Source organism: Brevibacterium sp. BRM-1, from assembly GCF_026802075.1.
Taxonomy (GTDB): domain Bacteria; phylum Actinomycetota; class Actinomycetes; order Actinomycetales; family Brevibacteriaceae; genus Brevibacterium; species Brevibacterium rongguiense.
Genome location: NZ_CP113788.1, coordinates 1,593,465 through 1,608,615 on the forward strand (window position 1 = coordinate 1,593,465; position 15,151 = coordinate 1,608,615).

Genomic DNA, 15,151 nt, shown 5'->3' on the forward strand with positions numbered 1-15,151 from the left:
TCAACTGTAACCCCGGTCACGCCCCGCCCGAGGTGCGGGCGCGCACCCGCCCGCCCGCGCCTCGGGCGCGGAGTTGCGCAGCGTGGGCGGGCGCCGGGACAGCCCGGGGCGGGCTCCCCCGGGGCAGCGCGGGCTCGCCGTAGGATGTCCGGGTGAGCAGACTGCCCGGGGACCCCATGAGCGAGCGCGTGTTCGCCCCGGGCCGGCGCCTGCGCGACTTCGTCGACAGGGTCGCCGACTCCTCCCCCGCTCGCCTTGCGATGGTCTCGTTCGTGGGCGTCATCGCGGTCTTCGCCGTCCTGCTGTGCCTGCCGATCGCCCACCGCGACCCCGGTGACATCTCGATTGCGAAGTCCGTCTTCACCGCCGTGTCCGCCGTGTGCGTGACCGGGCTGACGCCGGTGGTCACGGAGGAGTACTGGTCGGACTTCGGGGTCGCCGTCATCACGGCTGGCATCCAGGTGGGCGGCCTGGGCATCCTCACCCTGGCCTCGGTGCTCGGCATGGTCGTCTCCCGCAAGCTGGGCGTGCGCCAGCGGCTCATCGCGGCGCAGGCGACGAACACGTTCAAGCTGGGCCAGGTCGGCACGCTGCTGCGCGTGGTCGTCGGCACGATCGTCGTCGCCGAGGCGGTGGTCTTCGCCCTGCTCCTGCCCCGCTTCCTGCTGCGCGGCGAGGAGCTGGGCGATGCGGTCTGGCACTCCGCGTTCTATGCGATCTCCGCGTTCAACAACGCGGGCTTCACGATCCACTCCGGCGGCATGGAGCACTTCGCCAACGATCCGTTGATCCTCATCGTCATCATGCTCGCGGTGTTCGTGGGCTCCCTGGGCTTCCCCGTCATCCTCATGGTCACCTTCCTGTGGCGCCGACCGCGGCGCTGGGACCTGCACACGAAGCTCACGCTGGCGACCTCCGGGATCCTCGTGGCGGTGGGCTTCGCCTTCCTCCTCCTCTTCGAGGCGGGCAATCCGCGCACGCTGGGCGCCCACGGCTTCTGGGACACGAACGTCGAGGCGCTCTTCATGTCCGTGATGACTCGCTCGGGCGGGTTCTCCACGGTGAGCGTGCCGGACATGTCGGCCAGCAGCCATCTGCTTGTCGACGTCCTCATCTTCATCGGCGGCGGCTCCTCGTCCACGGCCGGCGGCATCAAGGTCACGACGCTTGCGATCCTCGTGCTCGCCGCCTGGTCGGAGGCCCGTGGCCTGCGCGATGTCAGCGCCTTCCAGCGGCGCATCGACCCCTCGGTCATCAAGGTGGCGATCTCCGTGACCCTGGCGGGCTTCACGATCGTCATCGTCGGCACGCTCATCATGCTCCAGGTCACCCACCTCAAGCTCGACCTCGTGCTCTTCGAGGTCATCTCCGCGTTCGGCACCTGCGGGCTGTCCTCCGGCGTGACGGAGGCCTCGCCGCCCGCCGGCCTCTACGTCCTCTCCGTCCTCATGTTCCTGGGCCGGCTGGGTACGATTACGCTGGCGGCGGCGGTCTCCCAGCGCGACACCCAGCGGCTGTACCGCTTCCCCGAGGAGCGGCCGATCATCGGTTGAGCACCGCGGCGCACGCCGGGATGCGAATGGCCCTGCGGGGCAGGACGACAGTGCGACCGGCCCTGTGACGATGTCTGAGCCTGTGATGACGAGTGAGAAGGAGAGCGCGTGGCCAAGAAGTCCTCCGAGCGGGAGGCGTCCTCGATCCTCGTGATCGGGCTGGGGCGCTTCGGCTCGGCTACCGCGGAGGGGCTCATGAGCCTGGGCCGCGAGGTCATGGCGATCGAGCGCAGCCCGGAGGTCGTCCAGCAGTGGACGGGCCGCCTCACCCACGTCGTCGAGGCCGATTCGACGAACATCGAGGCGCTGCGCCAGGTGGGCGCCGAGGACTTCACGACCGCCGTCGTGGGCATCGGCACCTCGATCGAGGCGAGCGTGCTCACCACCGCGAACCTCGTGGACCTGGGCATCTCGCAGGTGTGGGCGAAGGCGATCTCGAACGCCCACGGCAAGATCCTGCGCCGGATCGGCGCGGAGCACGTGCTCTTCCCCGAGTCCGAGGCCGGGGCGCGCGTGGCCCACCTTGTGTCCTCGCGGATGCTCGACTACATCGAGTTCGACGAGGGCCACTTCGCGGTCGTGAAGATGCGCCCGCCCAAGGAGGTCCAGGGCTTCACGCTGGGCGAGTCGCGCATCCGGGACACGTACGGGGTCACGGTCGTGGGCGTGAAGAGCCCCGGGCGGGACTTCACGTACGCGGAGCCCAGCACCCGCATCGGCGCCCAGGACGTGCTCATCGTGGCGGGCAATGTGGAGCTGCTGGGCCGCTTCGCCGGCCGCCCGTAGCGCGGGAGCCCAGCGGGCGCTCCTGCGGCAGGCGGGCGCTCAGCCCTGCTGGTTCTCCGCTTCCATCTCCGCGGCGCGATCCCGGGCGGCGGTGGCGGCGCGCGCCACGACCGCCTCGAAGTCGGCGTCGGCGAGCGCGGTGATGGCCGCGTGCGTGGTGCCGCCCTTGCTCGTCACGGCGTTGCGCAGCGCGGCCGGGTCGCCCCCGTCGGCCAGCAGCGCACCGGCGCCCACGGCCGTCTGCACGACCATCCCGCGCGCCGTCTCCTCGTCCAGTCCCAGCTCCACGCCGGCGGCGACGAGCGCCTCGGCGAGGTAGAAGAAGTACGCCACGCCGGAGCCGGAGATGCCCGTCATCGCCCCGATCTGCTCCTCGCTGACCTCGAAGACCTCGCCCGCGCCGGACAGCAGCGCGCTCAGCTGCGCGCGCTGGTCCTCGTCGACGCCCTCCCCGGCCGCCAGCGCGATGACGCCGCGGCCCAGTGCGGAGGGGGTGTTCGGCATGATCCGCACGACCGGGTTGTCCGGGGCGAGCTCCTGGATCTGCGCGGCGGAGAAGCCCGCCGCCATGGACACGATGACGGCGCGGGCCGGCAGCGCGCCCGCGAGGTCGGCGAGCGTCCCGCGCATCATCCACGGCTTGACGCCCAGGAAGACGAAGTCCGCGCCGTCCACGGCCTCGCGGTTGGCATCCGGCTCGGACTCGAGCGAGGTCGCGGGGACGTCGAGGCGCTCGGCGAGCGCGCGCGCGGACTCCTCCGACTTCGTCGTGGCGTGCACCCGGTCGCGGGCGACGTGGTCCTCGCCCGCGGCGAGGATGCCCGCCAGCAGGGCGGCGCCCATGTTTCCGGTGCCCAGGAATGCAATCGTTGGCGTCATGCTGACTGCCGTCCTTTCGGTGGGGAGGTAGTGGGGTGTCGGTGCGGCTGCGCTCAGCGAGCCGAGCGCGAGGCGCCGGCCGGGCCCGCGCCTCGGCCGCGGCACCGGCCCGCTGGGCACACTGCCGCCGTCATCGGGCGGCGGTGAGGCCCAGGTGGCGCCGGGCGAAGGCGAGGGATTCGGCGAGCATCGCATCGCGGGTGGCCTTCTTCGCGACGAGGCGGGTGTTGACCTCGACGACGACGTCGCCGGCCCAGTTGTGCTTGGCGAGGTGCTGGAGGGTCTCCGCGACGGGCATGCGCCCGCGGCCGGGCACCAGGTGCTCGTCCTTGAGGGAGCCGGAGCCGTCGGTGAGGTGAACGACCGCCAGCCGGTCGCGGATCTCGGCCACCGTCTCCAGCGCGTTCATCCCGGCCGTCGCGGCATGGGAGAAGTCGAAGGTCATGGCGTCGTAGTCCTCGTCGAGCGGATTCCAGTCCGGCTGGTAGACGAGGATCTCGCGCACGCCGGCGCGCCACGGGTACATGTTCTCCACCGCCAGCGCGATCCCGGTCTCGGCTGCCATCCGGCGCACCCCGGGCACGAAGTCGCGGGCGTAGTCGCCCTGCCAGCGGAACGGCGGGTGGAGGACCACGGTGCGGGCGCCGGCCCGCGCGGCGAGCTCACAGGTCAGGCGCAGTTTCTCCCAGTGGTCGCGGTGCATGACGCGCGGCATGAGCAGCAGGGTGGGCGCGTGCAGCGACATGACGGGCAGGCCGGTGCGCTGCGACTCCGCGCGCATGAGCTCTGCGTCCTGCGTGCCGCGGTTGTTCGTCACCATGATCTCCACGCCGTCGTAGCCCAGGCGGGCCGCGGTGTCGAAGGTCTCCTCGACCGTCATGGGGGACACGGAGGAGGAGGAGAGTCCGATGCGGATCTCGTGGTCAGAGACGTGGCCGGCGCCCTGCTCGTAGACCGGGTTGGCCGCGAAGTACTCGCGGTGCCGGCGGGAGTTCGCCTTCGCCGAGTTCTTGGCGGTCAGTGCCCTGCGCGCCGGGGTCGGCCGGTCCGTCTCGCTGTCTTCGCTCTTCCCGCTCACGGCGCTTAGTCTACTGGCGCCCGGCCGCGGGCCATGACCCCCTCGGGACCGGTGGCCGTCTGGCGCGCAGGCGGCCAGCGGGTGGACGTGCGGGCCGGCGGGCCCGAGGGCCCGCGGGCGCGGAATGCCCCAGAGGTGGCAGACGACGCGGGAGCCCGTGCGCCAGGCGGTGCGGCGCCTCAGCTGCGACCCGCGGCCGCGAGCGTGCGGTGGGCGGCATCGGAGGGCGAGAGCGCCTCCGCGGAGTCGAGGAGGTCGAGCCGCCGGAGGATGATCCCCTCGCGCAGCGCCCACGGGGAGATCCTCATACGCTCGATGCCGAAGATCGCGAATGCGGCCTCGGCGACGATCGCACCGGCGAGCACCTGGCCGGCGCGGGCCTCGGAGACGCCGGGCAGCTGGGCGCGCTCGGCGTTCGTGCGACTGGCCAGGGCGTCGACGATGCCGGGCAGGTCGCGGCGGGAGAGGGTGCGGGGCACGAAGATGCCGTCGGCGCTCGGGGCGGCGCCGGCGATCCGGGCCAGCGAGCGGAAGGTCTTCGAGGAGCCGACGACGTTCTCCGGCGCGCCCACCCGGTTGATGTCGCCGGCGATCCGGCCGATCGTGCGGCGGGCGTGGTGGCGCAGCCGGGCGAGCTGCTCCTCGGAGGGCGCCTCGTCCGGCAGGAAGTCCGCGTGCATCCGGCCCGCGCCCAGCGGCACGGACAGCGAGGCCTCGGGGTACTCGTCGTGTCCGGCCGCGATCTCGAGCGAGCCGCCGCCGATGTCGAGGAGGAGGATGTTGCCGGCCGACCAGCCGAACCAGCGGCGGGCGGCCAGGAACGTGATGCGCGCCTCGTCGTCGCCGGTCATGACGGTCAGGTCGAGGCCGGAGGCCGTGCGGATGGCCTCGATGACCTCCTCGCCGTTGGGCGCCTCGCGGATGGCGGAGGTCGCGAAGGCGAGGATCTGCTCGGCCCCCTGGTCCTCGGCGATGTCGATGGCCTCGCGGCAGAACGCGATGAGGCGATCGCGCCCGTAGCCGGAGATCGAGCCGTCGGGCTTGAGGTATTCGGCGAGGCGCACCACCTCCTTGTGGGAGGTCGCGGGCAGCGGCGGCGCGCCCACGTGGGCGTCGACGACGAGGAGGTGGATGCTGTTCGACCCGATGTCGAGGACCGCTAGGCGCATCGGGCCAGTGTATCCGCGCCGGGCACGGTGCCTGTCCGCCGCCCGTCCAGGAGGCGCAGGGCGCGCACAGGGGCCCGGCAGCGCGCGGCTGCCGGGCCCCTGTGGGCGTCGGCCGGATGAGGACTCACATGCTGAGCACGGCCGATGCCGTGCGCCGTTCGGCCGTGGCGCCGGACGGCGTGAGGTGCGGCGGGTTACTTCGCGGCGGGCTTGCGGTTCTCCGCGGAGATGAACCAGGCCTGCTGCTCGAGCTTCTGGGTGTACTCGTGCAGGATGTCCGCGGTCGTGGGGTCGGCCGCGTCCACGGCGTCATGGATCTTGCGCATCGTGCCGGTCGCGGCGTAGATCGCATCGGTGATGCGGTCCACCGCATCGTGCGTGGAGATCTCGCCCTCGGGGAACGCCGGGAGGCTGGACTCCTTGGCGACGACGACCGCGCGGCCGTCGGGCACGGCGTAGAGCACGCGCATCCGCTCGGCGAAGTCGTCCGCTCCCTCGCGGGCGATGTCGATGACCTCGTCGAGGTTGAGGTGGAGGTCGCGGAAGTTGGTGCCCAGGATGTTCCAGTGGGCCTGCTTGCCCACCAGGCTCAGGTCGATGAGATCGGTGACGACGCTCTGCAGGTTCTCGGCCAGCTCGTGGGACGCCTTGAACGGGGCATTGTCTGCCATCGCGTTTCCTCCTCGGGTTGTGGTTTTTCTTGCTACACGGTGTAGAACACGGCGCCCCGGGAGATCATTCCTGCTGGCGGCGCCCTTTTCGCCACCGCCGCGGCGCATTAGTGTGCAGGCATGGAATCGATCGCCATCCTCACCGACCTCGCCCGCCGGCCCGCCGATTCGCTTGCCGCCATCGCCGATTCGCTCGACCCTGCGGTGCTCAACGTCCACGTGGGCGGCCACCCGAACTCGCCGGCGTGGCTGCTGTGGCACACGGGCCGCGAGATCGACGTGCAGATCGCGGACCTGGCGGGCACCGAGCAGGTGTGGACCGCCCAGGGGTTCGACGCGCGCTTCGACCTGGGCCTGGACGATGCCGAGCTGGGCGCCGCGCAGATGGGCTACGGCCAGTCGGCCGAGCAGGCGGAGCGGATCGTCGTCGACGATCCGCGCCTGCTCATCGACTACATCGAGGCCGCGACCGAGGCGCAGGTCGACTACGTCTCGCAGCTGACCGAGGCGCAGGTCGCCGAGGTCATCGACGAGCAGTGGGATCCGCCCGTCACCCGGGCCGGGCGGCTCATCAGCGTGAGCGTCGACGCCGCCGAGCACATCGCCCAGGTCGCCTACGTCCTGGGCACCGACGCCGCGCACGGCGCGCGCTGAGCGCGCGGGCGCTCACCGGCGCCCGCCCTCACGCCTCCCAGTCCTGGCGGCGGGTGGTGAACGCCGGCGCCTCCTTGGCGAAGAACGCCCGCTGCCCCTCGGTGATCTCGTGGGCGTACGCCTCGGCGAGCCAGCCGGCGGCCTCCGGCGACGGCTCCGCGCCCCGCAGGATCCGCTTGACCCCCGTCTGGCTGAGCGCCGAGCGCCCGGCGATCGTGGCCGCGAGCTCCCGCGCGGCGGCCAGCGGCTCATCGGCGGACCGGTGGATGAAGCCCAGGCGCAGCGCCTCGTCGAAGTCGATGATCTCCGCGGTCAGCAGGAAGTACCGCGCCCAGGACTCGCCCAGGATCGCGGCCAGCCGCCGGGTGGGGCCCGGGGGGTAGACGAGGCCCAGCTTCGCGGCCGTGACGCCGTAGATGGTGCCCGGCGCCGCGATGCGCACATCGCAGGCCGCCGCGAGCTCCGTGCCCCCGCCCACGCAGTTGCCCTCGATCGCGGCGATGGTGGGGATGTCCACGGATGCGAGGGCCGCCTCGGCGGCGGAGTTGGTCTCCCAGAACTCGGCGAGCGGCACGTCGAGGTCGTGGATGTCCGAGCCCGCGGAGAAGTGCCCGCCGGCGCCGGTGAGGATGAGGACGCGCACCTCGGGGTCCGCGTCGATGTCGTGCAGGATGCCCGGCAGCGCCTGCCACATGGCGCGCGAGAGCGCGTTGCGCTTGGCCGGGCGGTCGATGACGAGGGTGCCGACGCCGTCGGCGACGGAGTAGGCGAAGCCCTCGCGATCGGCCGCCCGGCCGGTCTGCTGCGCGGTCATCGCTCAGCCGCGGTCGGCCGGGACCTCGCGCTGCTCCTGCCCGTCATAGGCGCTCAGCGGGCGGATGAGCGCGTTCGCGGCCTGCTGCTCCATGATGTGCGCGGTCCATCCGGTGATGCGGGCCATGACGAAGATGGGCGTGAACTGCTCGGTGTCGAAGCCCATGAGGTGGTAGGCGGGCCCGGATGGGTAGTCGAGGTTCGGGTAGATGCCCTTGCGGCCCACGAAGTCCTCTTCGAAGGCGTTGTAGAGGTCGAGCAGCTGGGTGTCGCCGGTGACCTCCACCATCGATTCGAACGCCTTGCGCATGGTGGGCACGCGCGAGTCGCCGTTCTTGTACACCCGGTGGCCGAAGCCCATGATCTTCTTCTTCTCCGCCAGCGCCCGGTCGATCCACTCCGACGCCCGATCCGCCGTGCCGACCTCCTCGAGCATCGCCATGACGGCCTCGTTGGCACCGCCGTGCAGCGGGCCCTTGAGCGCGCCCACGGCCCCGGCGACCGCGGAGTACATGTCCGAGGTGGTCGACGTGATGACGCGGGCGGTGAACGTGGAGGCGTTGAACGAGTGCTCCGCGTAGAGGATCATCGAGATGTCGAACGCGCGGACGATCTCCTCGGCCGGGACCTCGTCGAAGACCATGTGGAAGAAGTTGGCCGCGTAGCCCAGGTCCTTCGAGGGGGCGACCGGGTCCAGCCCGTGGCGGCGCCGGTGGTCGATCGCGACGATCGTGGGCAGCTGGGCGTAGAGGCGCTCGGCGATGCGGCGATTGGCCTCCTCCCCCGTCTCATCGGCGTGGGGGTCCACGGCGCCCAGGTAGGCGACGGCCGTCTGCACGACGTGCATGGGGTGGGAGTCGCGCGGCAGCGACAGCAGGAGGTCGACGAGCTGGGGGTCGATCTCGCGCTTGTCGCGCTCGCTGCGGGTGAACTCGTCAAGCTGCGCGCGGGTGGGCAGCTCGCCGTGCCAGATGAGGTAGGCGACCTCCTCGAAGCTGCACGCGGCGGCGAGCTCCTGGACGGGGTAGCCGCGGTAGGTCAGGGAGTTCGTCTCCTGGACGACCTTCGAGACGGCGGTCGTGTCGACGACGACGCCGGCGAGGCCCTTCTTGATGTCCTGCTCGCTCACTGGTGGCCCTCCTGAGAGAAGTTGAAGATGCTCGCGTCGAAGTCGTTGTACGCGTTGTAGTCGATCGTGTCGTAGAGGTCCGCGCGGGTCTGCATGCCCTCGACGAGCGAGGCCTGCGTCCCCTCCGAGCGGATCGTGGCCAGCCCGCGCTTGATCGCGCCCATGGCGATGCGCAGGGTGGTGACGGGGTAGATGACCATCGACACCCCCGCATCGGCGAGCTGCTGCGTCGTGAAGAGCTCGCTCTTGCCGAACTCCGTCATGTTCGCCAGGATCGGCGCGCCGACGGCGTTGGCGAACGTCTCGAACTCGCCCAGGTCGCGCATCGCCTCGGGGAAGATGAGATCCGCGCCGGCATCGACGTAGGCCTTGGCCCGATCGATCGCGGCCTGGAGTCCCTCGCCCGCCCGGGCGTCCGTGCGGGCGCTGATGACGAATGCGTCGTCGCGGCGGCCCTTGACGGCGGCGGAGACCCGCTTGACCATCTCGGCGCGGCTCACCACCTCCTTGCCGTCCAGGTGGCCGCAGCGCTTGGGGTTGACCTGGTCCTCGAGGTGCATGCCGGAGAGCCCGGCGTCCTCGAACTCCTGGACGGTGCGGGCGACGTTCATCGCCTCGCCCCAGCCCGTGTCCGCGTCGATGAACGTGGGCAGGTTCGTCACCCGCGCGATCGCCCGGCCGTGGTCGGCGACCTCCGTCAGCGTGGTCAGGCCGATGTCCGGCAGGCCCTGCGCGGCGGAGAAGGCGCCGCCGGAGATGTAGACGCCCTCGAAGCCCTCCTGCTCGATGAGCTGGGCGTTGATCGGGTTGATCGCGCCCGGGAACTGGGCGATCGCATCGGCGGCGAGCAGCTCGCGGAAGCGCACCCGGCGCTCGTGCGCGGTGGCGGTGGCCCCGAGCATCAGAAGATCCCCTTCGAGCCCGAGTGGCCCAGGCCCTCGACGACGAAGCTGAGCTGGCGGATGTCGTCGGCGCCCAGCTGCTCGAGGTTCTGGGCGAGGTCGAGGAAGCGGTTCTGCTCGGCCTCGCTCACGATGCCCTCGGAGAGCGTGCGGAACTTCTCCACGTAGTTCTCCCGCGCGAAGGGCCGGGCGCCCAGCGGGTGGGCATCGGCCACGGCCAGCTCGTCGACGAGCGTCGAGCCGTCCTCGAACTCGATCTCCACGCGGCCGCCGAAGGCCATCTCGTCCGGATCGGTCGAGTGGTAGCGGCGGGTCCACTCCGGGTCCTCGCGCGTCTCGATCTTGTGCCACAGCTCGACGGTCTCCGGCCGGCCGGCGCGCTCGGGGGCGTAGGAGCGCTCGTGGTGCCAGCCCTCGTCCTCCATCGCGACGGCGAAGATGTACATGATCGAGTGGTCGAGCGTCTCGCGGCTGGCCTTCGGGTCCATCTTCTGCGGATCCTCGGCGCCGGTGCCGATGACGTTGTGCGTGTGGTGCGAGGTGTGGATGGTGATCTTCTTGATCGTGGACTTGTCCGCGATCTGCGCGCCCATCCTGCGCGCGAGGTCGATGAGCGCCTGCGCCTGGTACTCCGCGGAGTGCTCCTTCGTGTAGGAGTCGAGGATCGCGCGCTTGGCCTCGCCGGCACCGGGCAGCGGCACCGTGTAGCGGGCGTCCGGTCCGGAGAGGATCCAGGCGATGACGCCGTCCTCGCCCTCGTAGATGGGGCTCGGCGAGCCCTCGCCGCGCATCGCGCGGTCGACGGCCTCGATCGCCATCTTGCCGGCGAACGCCGGGGCGTGGGCCTTCCACGAGGAGATCTCGCCCTTGCGCGACTGGCGGGTGGCGGTGGTGACGTGCAGCGCCTGGCCGATCGCCTGGTAGGTGACGTCGACCGGCAGGTGGAGCATGGCGCCCAGGCCGGCGGCCACCGAGGGCCCGAGGTGGGCGACGTGGTCGATCTTGTGCTCGTGCAGCGAGATGCCCTTGGCCAGGTCGATCTGGATCTCGTAGCCGGTGGCGATCCCGTTGATGAGGTCCGCCCCGCCGACGCCCAGGTGCTGGGCGACCGCGATCATGGGCGGGATGTTGTCGCCGGGGTGCGAGTACTCCTTGGCGAGGAACGTGTCGTGGAAGTCGAGTTCGCGCACCGCCACGCCGTTGGCGAATGCGGCCCACTCGGGGGAGATCGTCGTGCTCAGGGCCTCGCCGAACACCGTGGAGCCGGGGGTGAGCGCATGCGGCAGGGCCTGCTCGCGGGCGTGGGTGGGGGCCTTGCGGCGCACCGAGGCGGCGGCGACGGCGGCGTTGTCGATGACCCGGTTGACCACCATCTCGGAGACCTGCGGGTCCACGGGGACCGGATCCGCGGCCACCGAGGCGATCTTGTGGGCGAGCTGGTCTTCGCGCGCCAGCTTCTCGGAGCTCTTGTAGGTGCGGACTTCGTGATCGATCACGGACGCTCTCCTTCGTGTCAACGTCGACAGTGTGCGGTGGCGCACTTCGCCACCACTCTAACCTCCGGCCCGCCGGCGCAGCGCGCCCCACCGGCCCGGAAATATCTTGACATCAAGGTACTTCACCGCGCGGCAGCGGCCAAGGGCGGGGCGCCCGGGATGGCCCGCGGCGGCCATCGTCCCCCTCCCGCCGCGCTCGCCGGAGGGCCCCGATGTGTCACGATGACTCCATGACGCGGACAGCCCTGGACTACGACGACAACTGGCTCGAACCGGACGAGATCGCGCAGCTGCGCCGCCGGCTGCCCATCGCCTACGTCAACGCGGTCCCCGTGCAGCTGGGCGACAGCGGCGCCCCCGAGCGGGTGGGCCTGCTGCTGCGCACCATGGCCGACGGGACTCTCGGCCGCGAGATCGTGGGCGGGCGCGTTCGCTTCCACGAGCCGCTGCGCCGCGCGCTCACCCGCCACTGCGAGAAGGACCTGGGCCCGCTCGCGCTGCCGCTGCTGCCGCCCTCGCTGACCCCCTTCCACGTGGCCGAGTACTTCCCCACCGAGGGCGAGTCGAAGTTCTTCGACCCCCGCCAGCACGCGATCGCGCTGTGCTACATCGTGCCGGTCCAGGGCGAGTGCACGCCCCGCCAGGACGCCCTGAGCCTCGACTGGCTCACGCCCGCCGAGGCGCTGCGCCGCGAGACGCTCTCCGAGCTCTCCCACGGCCAGCAGCACGTCGTCAAGGCCGCGCTCGCCCACCTGGGCCTCCTCCCGTAGCCCCTCCCCCGCGCCCGAGGCGCGGGCCGGTGCGCCTGCGCGCGGCACCTCGGCCCGGGCGCGGCTGGGAATCTCCCCAGAGTCCTGCGGATTGTGTAGTCTGGGCCCCACGACAGGGGAGCGCCGTCAGGGGCGCTGAGAGTGCGCAGCGCGCAGACCCTCGAACCTGATGCGGCTCATACCGCCGAAGGAAGTCGAGTCTCTTCACCCCTCCTTGCCATAAGGAGGATCTTCATGACCGCACCGACATCCGACCGCCGCGCCCGCCCGGCCTATGCGTGGCGGGTCGTCGACATCGTCGTCGCCGCCGTCCTCGCCGTCGCGTGCGGCCTCATCTTCACCCTGTGGTCGGCCTCGTGGTCGGTCATGCAGGTGCCGTTCGCCGCGTTCCCGCCGGCCGGCGGCCTGCTGACCGGCGGCTGGGTGATCGCCGGCCCGCTGGCCGGGCTCATCATCCGCAAGCCGGGCGCGGCCCTGTTCTGCGAGCTGCTCGCCGCGGTCATCGAGGCGGCCCTCGGCTCGCAGTTCGGCCTGGGCGCCGTCTTCTCCGGCCTGCTCCAGGGCGCCGGAGCGGAGCTCGCCTTCGCGCTCTTCGCCTACCGCCGCTTCACGCTGCCCGTCGGCCTGCTGTCCGGGGCACTGGCCGGCCTGGCCCTGGGCATCCACGAGGCGATCATCTACTACGCGGAATGGGCGACCATGTGGAAGGTCGTGTTCTTCATCGCCACGACGATCTCCGGTGCCCTCATCGCCGGCCTGGTGTCGTGGCTGGCGATGAAGGCCGTCGCGAAGACCGGCGCGCTCTCCGCGTTCGCCGCCGGACGGTCCAACCGCGAGGTCTGATGCCCGCGGACATCCTCGCCCGCGACTTCGGCTGGCGCCACGCCGGCCGGAAGCGGGCGGCCCTCGCCCACATCGACCTCGAGGTCCCCGCGGGCCAGCGCGTGCTGCTCGCGGGCGCCTCGGGGGCGGGCAAGTCGACGTTCCTCCACGCCCTGGCCGGCGTGCTGCCGGCCGAGTCCGGCTACCAGGAGGGCGAGCTGCTCGTGGGCGGGCAAGAGCCCGACCCCTCGGCCGGGCGCACCGGCCTGGTGCTCCAGGACCCCGACTCGCAGGTCATCCTCGCAACGATCGGCGCGGACGTGGCGTTCGGGATGGAGAACCTGCGCGTCCCGGCCGCCGACATCCCGCACCGGGCCGCCGCCGCACTCGACCTCGTGGGCCTGACCCTGCCGCCGGAGCGCTCCACGCAGGCCCTGTCCGGCGGGCAGAAGCAGCGGCTCGCCATCGCCGGGGTCATCGCCATGGCCCCGGACGTCATCGTCTTGGACGAGCCCACCGCCAACCTCGACCCCGCTGCCGTGACCGTTGTCCGCGATGCCGTGCTCGCCGCGCAGGCCCGGACCGGAGCCACGATGCTCGTCGTCGAGCACCGCGTGGAGATCTGGGCCGACCACGTCGACCGGGTCGTCGTGCTGGGCCCCGAGGGCGTGCTGGCCGATGGCCCGCCGCGGGCGGTGCTGGCCGATGCCGGCCTGCGCCCGGCCCTGCTCGACGCGGGCCTGTGGCTGCCCGACCTGCCCCTGCCCGCCCCGCGGGCGCGCGCCGCGGGCGGTGAGGAGCTGCTGAGCGCGCGGGGGCTCGGAACCGGGCGCGGGCGAGCGCTCACGGCCGCGGGCATCGACCTCGACATCCGCGCGAGCACCGCCACCGGCTTCGTCGGCCCCAACGGCGCCGGCAAGTCCACGACGGCGCTCACCCTCGCCGGCCTGCTGCCGCCGCTGGCCGGGACCCTCCGGGCGCAGCCCGCGCTGCTGGCCGCCGGCACCGGCCGGCCCCGGGGCAGCGCGCCGCACGGCTGGAGCGCCCAGGAGCTCGTCAGCCGGATCGGCACGGTGTTCCAGGAGCCCGAGCACCAGTTCATCGCGGCGAGCGTGCGCGCGGAACTGGAGTTCGGGCCGCTGCGCGCCGGGCTGGGCGAGGAGATCGCCGCCGCCCGCGCGGACGAGCTGCTCGCCCGGCTGCGGATGGAGGCCCTGGCCCCCGCCCACCCGCAGACGCTCTCCGGTGGGGAGAAGCGGCGGCTGTCCGTGGCGTGCATGCTCGCCGCGCAGCCGCCCGTGCTCATCGTCGACGAGCCCACCTTCGGCCAGGACGCGCGCACGTGGCGCGGCCTCGCCGAGCTGCTGGGCGACCAGGTCGACGCGGGCGGTGCGCTCCTCGCAGTCAGCCACGACGAGGAGTTCCTCACCGCGGTGGGCGCGCGCCGCTGCGCGTTCGCCCCGGCCCCGCGCCCGCAGGAGGTGCGATGAGCGACATCGTCATCCGCAGCGAGCCCGCCGCGGCGCCCCCCGTCGCCGCGCTGCTGCCCGTGGCGCGCCGGACCTGGGTCACCCGCTGCAATCCGGTGGGCAAGATCATCGCGATGGCCGTCCTCACGTTCGGGGTCGTGCTCAGCATCGACATCGTCTCCGCCTCGCTCATGCTCGCGCTCATCGCCCTCACCGCGCCGCTGGCCGGCGTGCGCGCGGCCGTGCTCGCCAGGCGGCTGTGGTTCATCCCCCTCATCGCGCTGGGCGCCGGCTACGGCACCGCCCTGCTCTCGGAGAAGTCCGGCACCGTGCTCCTGCAGCTGGGCCCGGTCGTGTTCTCCACCGGCTCGCTGCTGGCCGGGCTCGCCGTGGCGCTGCGCACGATCGACCTCGTGCTCCCGTGCGTGCTGCTCGCCGCGTCCATCGACTCGACGGAGCTGGCGGACTCGCTCGTCCAGATCTGCCGGCTGCCCGAGCGGTTCGTGCTCGCCTCGCTGGCCGCCTCCCGCCTCGTGGGACTCTTCGCCGCCGAGCTGGCGACCCTCCAGATGGCCCGCCGCGCCCGCGGCGTGGGCGGCGCCGGGCCGTTCGCGAAGCTCGCAGCGTTCTTCCCCGTCTCGTTCGCCCTGCTCGTCCAGGCGATCCGGCGGGGCACACGGCTCGCGATGGCCATGGAGGGCCGTGCCTTCGGCACCGCCGGGCGGACCTGGTCGCGCACCTCGCGCCTGGGCGGGCGCGATGCGGTGCTCATCGCCTGCAGCGCGGCGATGGCCGCCGCCGCCATCACGGCGGCGGTCGCGACGGGCGCCTGGAACCTCATCTTCACCTAAGGGCCGGCTGGGTTTCGCCGAGGGGCGGCTGGGTTGCCGAGGGGGCCGCCTAGCGCCGGCGCGCGGAGGAGCCCGGCGAACCGGGATCCGAACGCAGTGGCCAGCGCGG

Annotated in this window: 15 protein-coding genes and 1 riboswitch; of the genes, 7 read left to right on the plus strand and 8 right to left on the minus strand. The window is 72.3% G+C overall.

Going from position 1 to position 15,151, the window contains the following annotated elements:
• Positions 1 to 176 precede the first annotated feature (176 nt).
• Positions 177 to 1,553 (plus strand): TrkH family potassium uptake protein, encoded by a 1,377-nt coding sequence (locus tag BRM1_RS07055; RefSeq protein ID WP_160953361.1) that lies wholly within the window; start codon positions 177 to 179, stop codon positions 1,551 to 1,553.
• A 108-nt stretch (positions 1,554 to 1,661) separates the two neighbouring features.
• Positions 1,662 to 2,339, plus strand: a complete 678-nt coding sequence (locus BRM1_RS07060) for a potassium channel family protein (RefSeq protein WP_160953345.1) — start codon at positions 1,662 to 1,664, stop codon at positions 2,337 to 2,339.
• Between the two features lie 39 nt (positions 2,340 to 2,378).
• Here BRM1_RS07060 and proC read toward each other — a convergent pair whose 3' ends face one another.
• The 4 genes from proC to BRM1_RS07080 all read right to left on the minus strand — a co-directional run bounded on the left by proC (position 2,379) and on the right by BRM1_RS07080 (position 6,136).
• Positions 2,379 to 3,218: a pyrroline-5-carboxylate reductase gene (gene proC, locus BRM1_RS07065; RefSeq protein ID WP_268524786.1), complete on the minus strand. Its 840-nt coding sequence runs from the start codon at positions 3,216 to 3,218 to the stop codon at positions 2,379 to 2,381.
• Positions 3,219 to 3,348: 130 nt separating this feature from the next.
• A complete protein-coding gene (locus BRM1_RS07070) occupies positions 3,349 to 4,296 on the minus strand; it encodes a sugar phosphate isomerase/epimerase family protein (RefSeq protein WP_268524789.1) in 948 nt (315 codons plus the stop codon).
• Between the two features lie 179 nt (positions 4,297 to 4,475).
• Positions 4,476 to 5,465: a Ppx/GppA phosphatase family protein gene (locus BRM1_RS07075; protein WP_160953348.1), complete on the minus strand. Its 990-nt coding sequence runs from the start codon at positions 5,463 to 5,465 to the stop codon at positions 4,476 to 4,478.
• A 194-nt stretch (positions 5,466 to 5,659) separates the two neighbouring features.
• On the minus strand, positions 5,660 to 6,136 hold the full coding sequence (locus tag BRM1_RS07080; protein WP_268524791.1) for a Dps family protein: 477 nt from the start codon (positions 6,134 to 6,136) through the stop codon (positions 5,660 to 5,662).
• A gap of 120 nt (positions 6,137 to 6,256) precedes the next feature.
• On the opposite strand from BRM1_RS07080, the gene BRM1_RS07085 reads away from it, so the two are divergent.
• On the plus strand, positions 6,257 to 6,790 hold the full coding sequence (locus BRM1_RS07085; RefSeq protein WP_268524793.1) for a mycothiol transferase: 534 nt from the start codon (positions 6,257 to 6,259) through the stop codon (positions 6,788 to 6,790).
• A gap of 28 nt (positions 6,791 to 6,818) precedes the next feature.
• On the opposite strand, the gene BRM1_RS07090 is transcribed toward BRM1_RS07085, so the two are convergent.
• Genes BRM1_RS07090 through BRM1_RS07105 form a run of 4 tightly spaced genes read right to left on the minus strand, consistent with a single transcriptional unit; the run spans position 6,819 to position 11,130 of the window.
• Positions 6,819 to 7,604 (minus strand): enoyl-CoA hydratase/isomerase family protein, encoded by a 786-nt coding sequence (locus BRM1_RS07090; protein ID WP_268524795.1) that lies wholly within the window; start codon positions 7,602 to 7,604, stop codon positions 6,819 to 6,821.
• Between the two features lie 3 nt (positions 7,605 to 7,607).
• Positions 7,608 to 8,732 carry a bifunctional 2-methylcitrate synthase/citrate synthase gene (locus BRM1_RS07095; protein WP_160953352.1) on the minus strand — a complete coding sequence of 375 codons (1,125 nt, stop codon included), beginning with the start codon at positions 8,730 to 8,732 and terminating at the stop codon, positions 7,608 to 7,610.
• Complete coding sequence (gene prpB, locus BRM1_RS07100) at positions 8,729 to 9,634, minus strand: methylisocitrate lyase (RefSeq protein ID WP_268524798.1); 906 nt, start codon at positions 9,632 to 9,634, stop codon at positions 8,729 to 8,731. Before prpB ends, BRM1_RS07095 begins: the two co-directional genes overlap by 4 nt.
• On the minus strand, positions 9,634 to 11,130 hold the full coding sequence (locus BRM1_RS07105) for an MmgE/PrpD family protein (RefSeq protein ID WP_268524799.1): 1,497 nt from the start codon (positions 11,128 to 11,130) through the stop codon (positions 9,634 to 9,636). Before BRM1_RS07105 ends, prpB begins: the two co-directional genes overlap by 1 nt.
• Positions 11,131 to 11,360: 230 nt before the next feature.
• Between BRM1_RS07105 and BRM1_RS07110 the strand changes: the two genes are divergently transcribed.
• The 4 genes from BRM1_RS07110 to BRM1_RS07125 all read left to right on the plus strand — a co-directional run bounded on the left by BRM1_RS07110 (position 11,361) and on the right by BRM1_RS07125 (position 15,042).
• On the plus strand, positions 11,361 to 11,900 hold the full coding sequence (locus tag BRM1_RS07110) for a DUF4916 domain-containing protein (protein WP_268524801.1): 540 nt from the start codon (positions 11,361 to 11,363) through the stop codon (positions 11,898 to 11,900).
• 104 nt (positions 11,901 to 12,004) lie between these two features.
• A riboswitch (TPP riboswitch) is annotated at positions 12,005 to 12,110 on the plus strand.
• A gap of 24 nt (positions 12,111 to 12,134) precedes the next feature.
• Complete coding sequence (locus BRM1_RS07115; protein WP_268524802.1) at positions 12,135 to 12,743, plus strand: ECF transporter S component; 609 nt, start codon at positions 12,135 to 12,137, stop codon at positions 12,741 to 12,743.
• On the plus strand, positions 12,743 to 14,212 hold the full coding sequence (locus tag BRM1_RS07120) for an ABC transporter ATP-binding protein (RefSeq protein ID WP_268524803.1): 1,470 nt from the start codon (positions 12,743 to 12,745) through the stop codon (positions 14,210 to 14,212). Before BRM1_RS07115 ends, BRM1_RS07120 begins: the two co-directional genes overlap by 1 nt.
• Complete coding sequence (locus tag BRM1_RS07125; protein WP_268524805.1) at positions 14,209 to 15,042, plus strand: energy-coupling factor transporter transmembrane component T family protein; 834 nt, start codon at positions 14,209 to 14,211, stop codon at positions 15,040 to 15,042. The genes BRM1_RS07120 and BRM1_RS07125 overlap by 4 nt, the downstream gene beginning before the upstream one ends.
• Positions 15,043 to 15,151 lie beyond the last annotated feature (109 nt).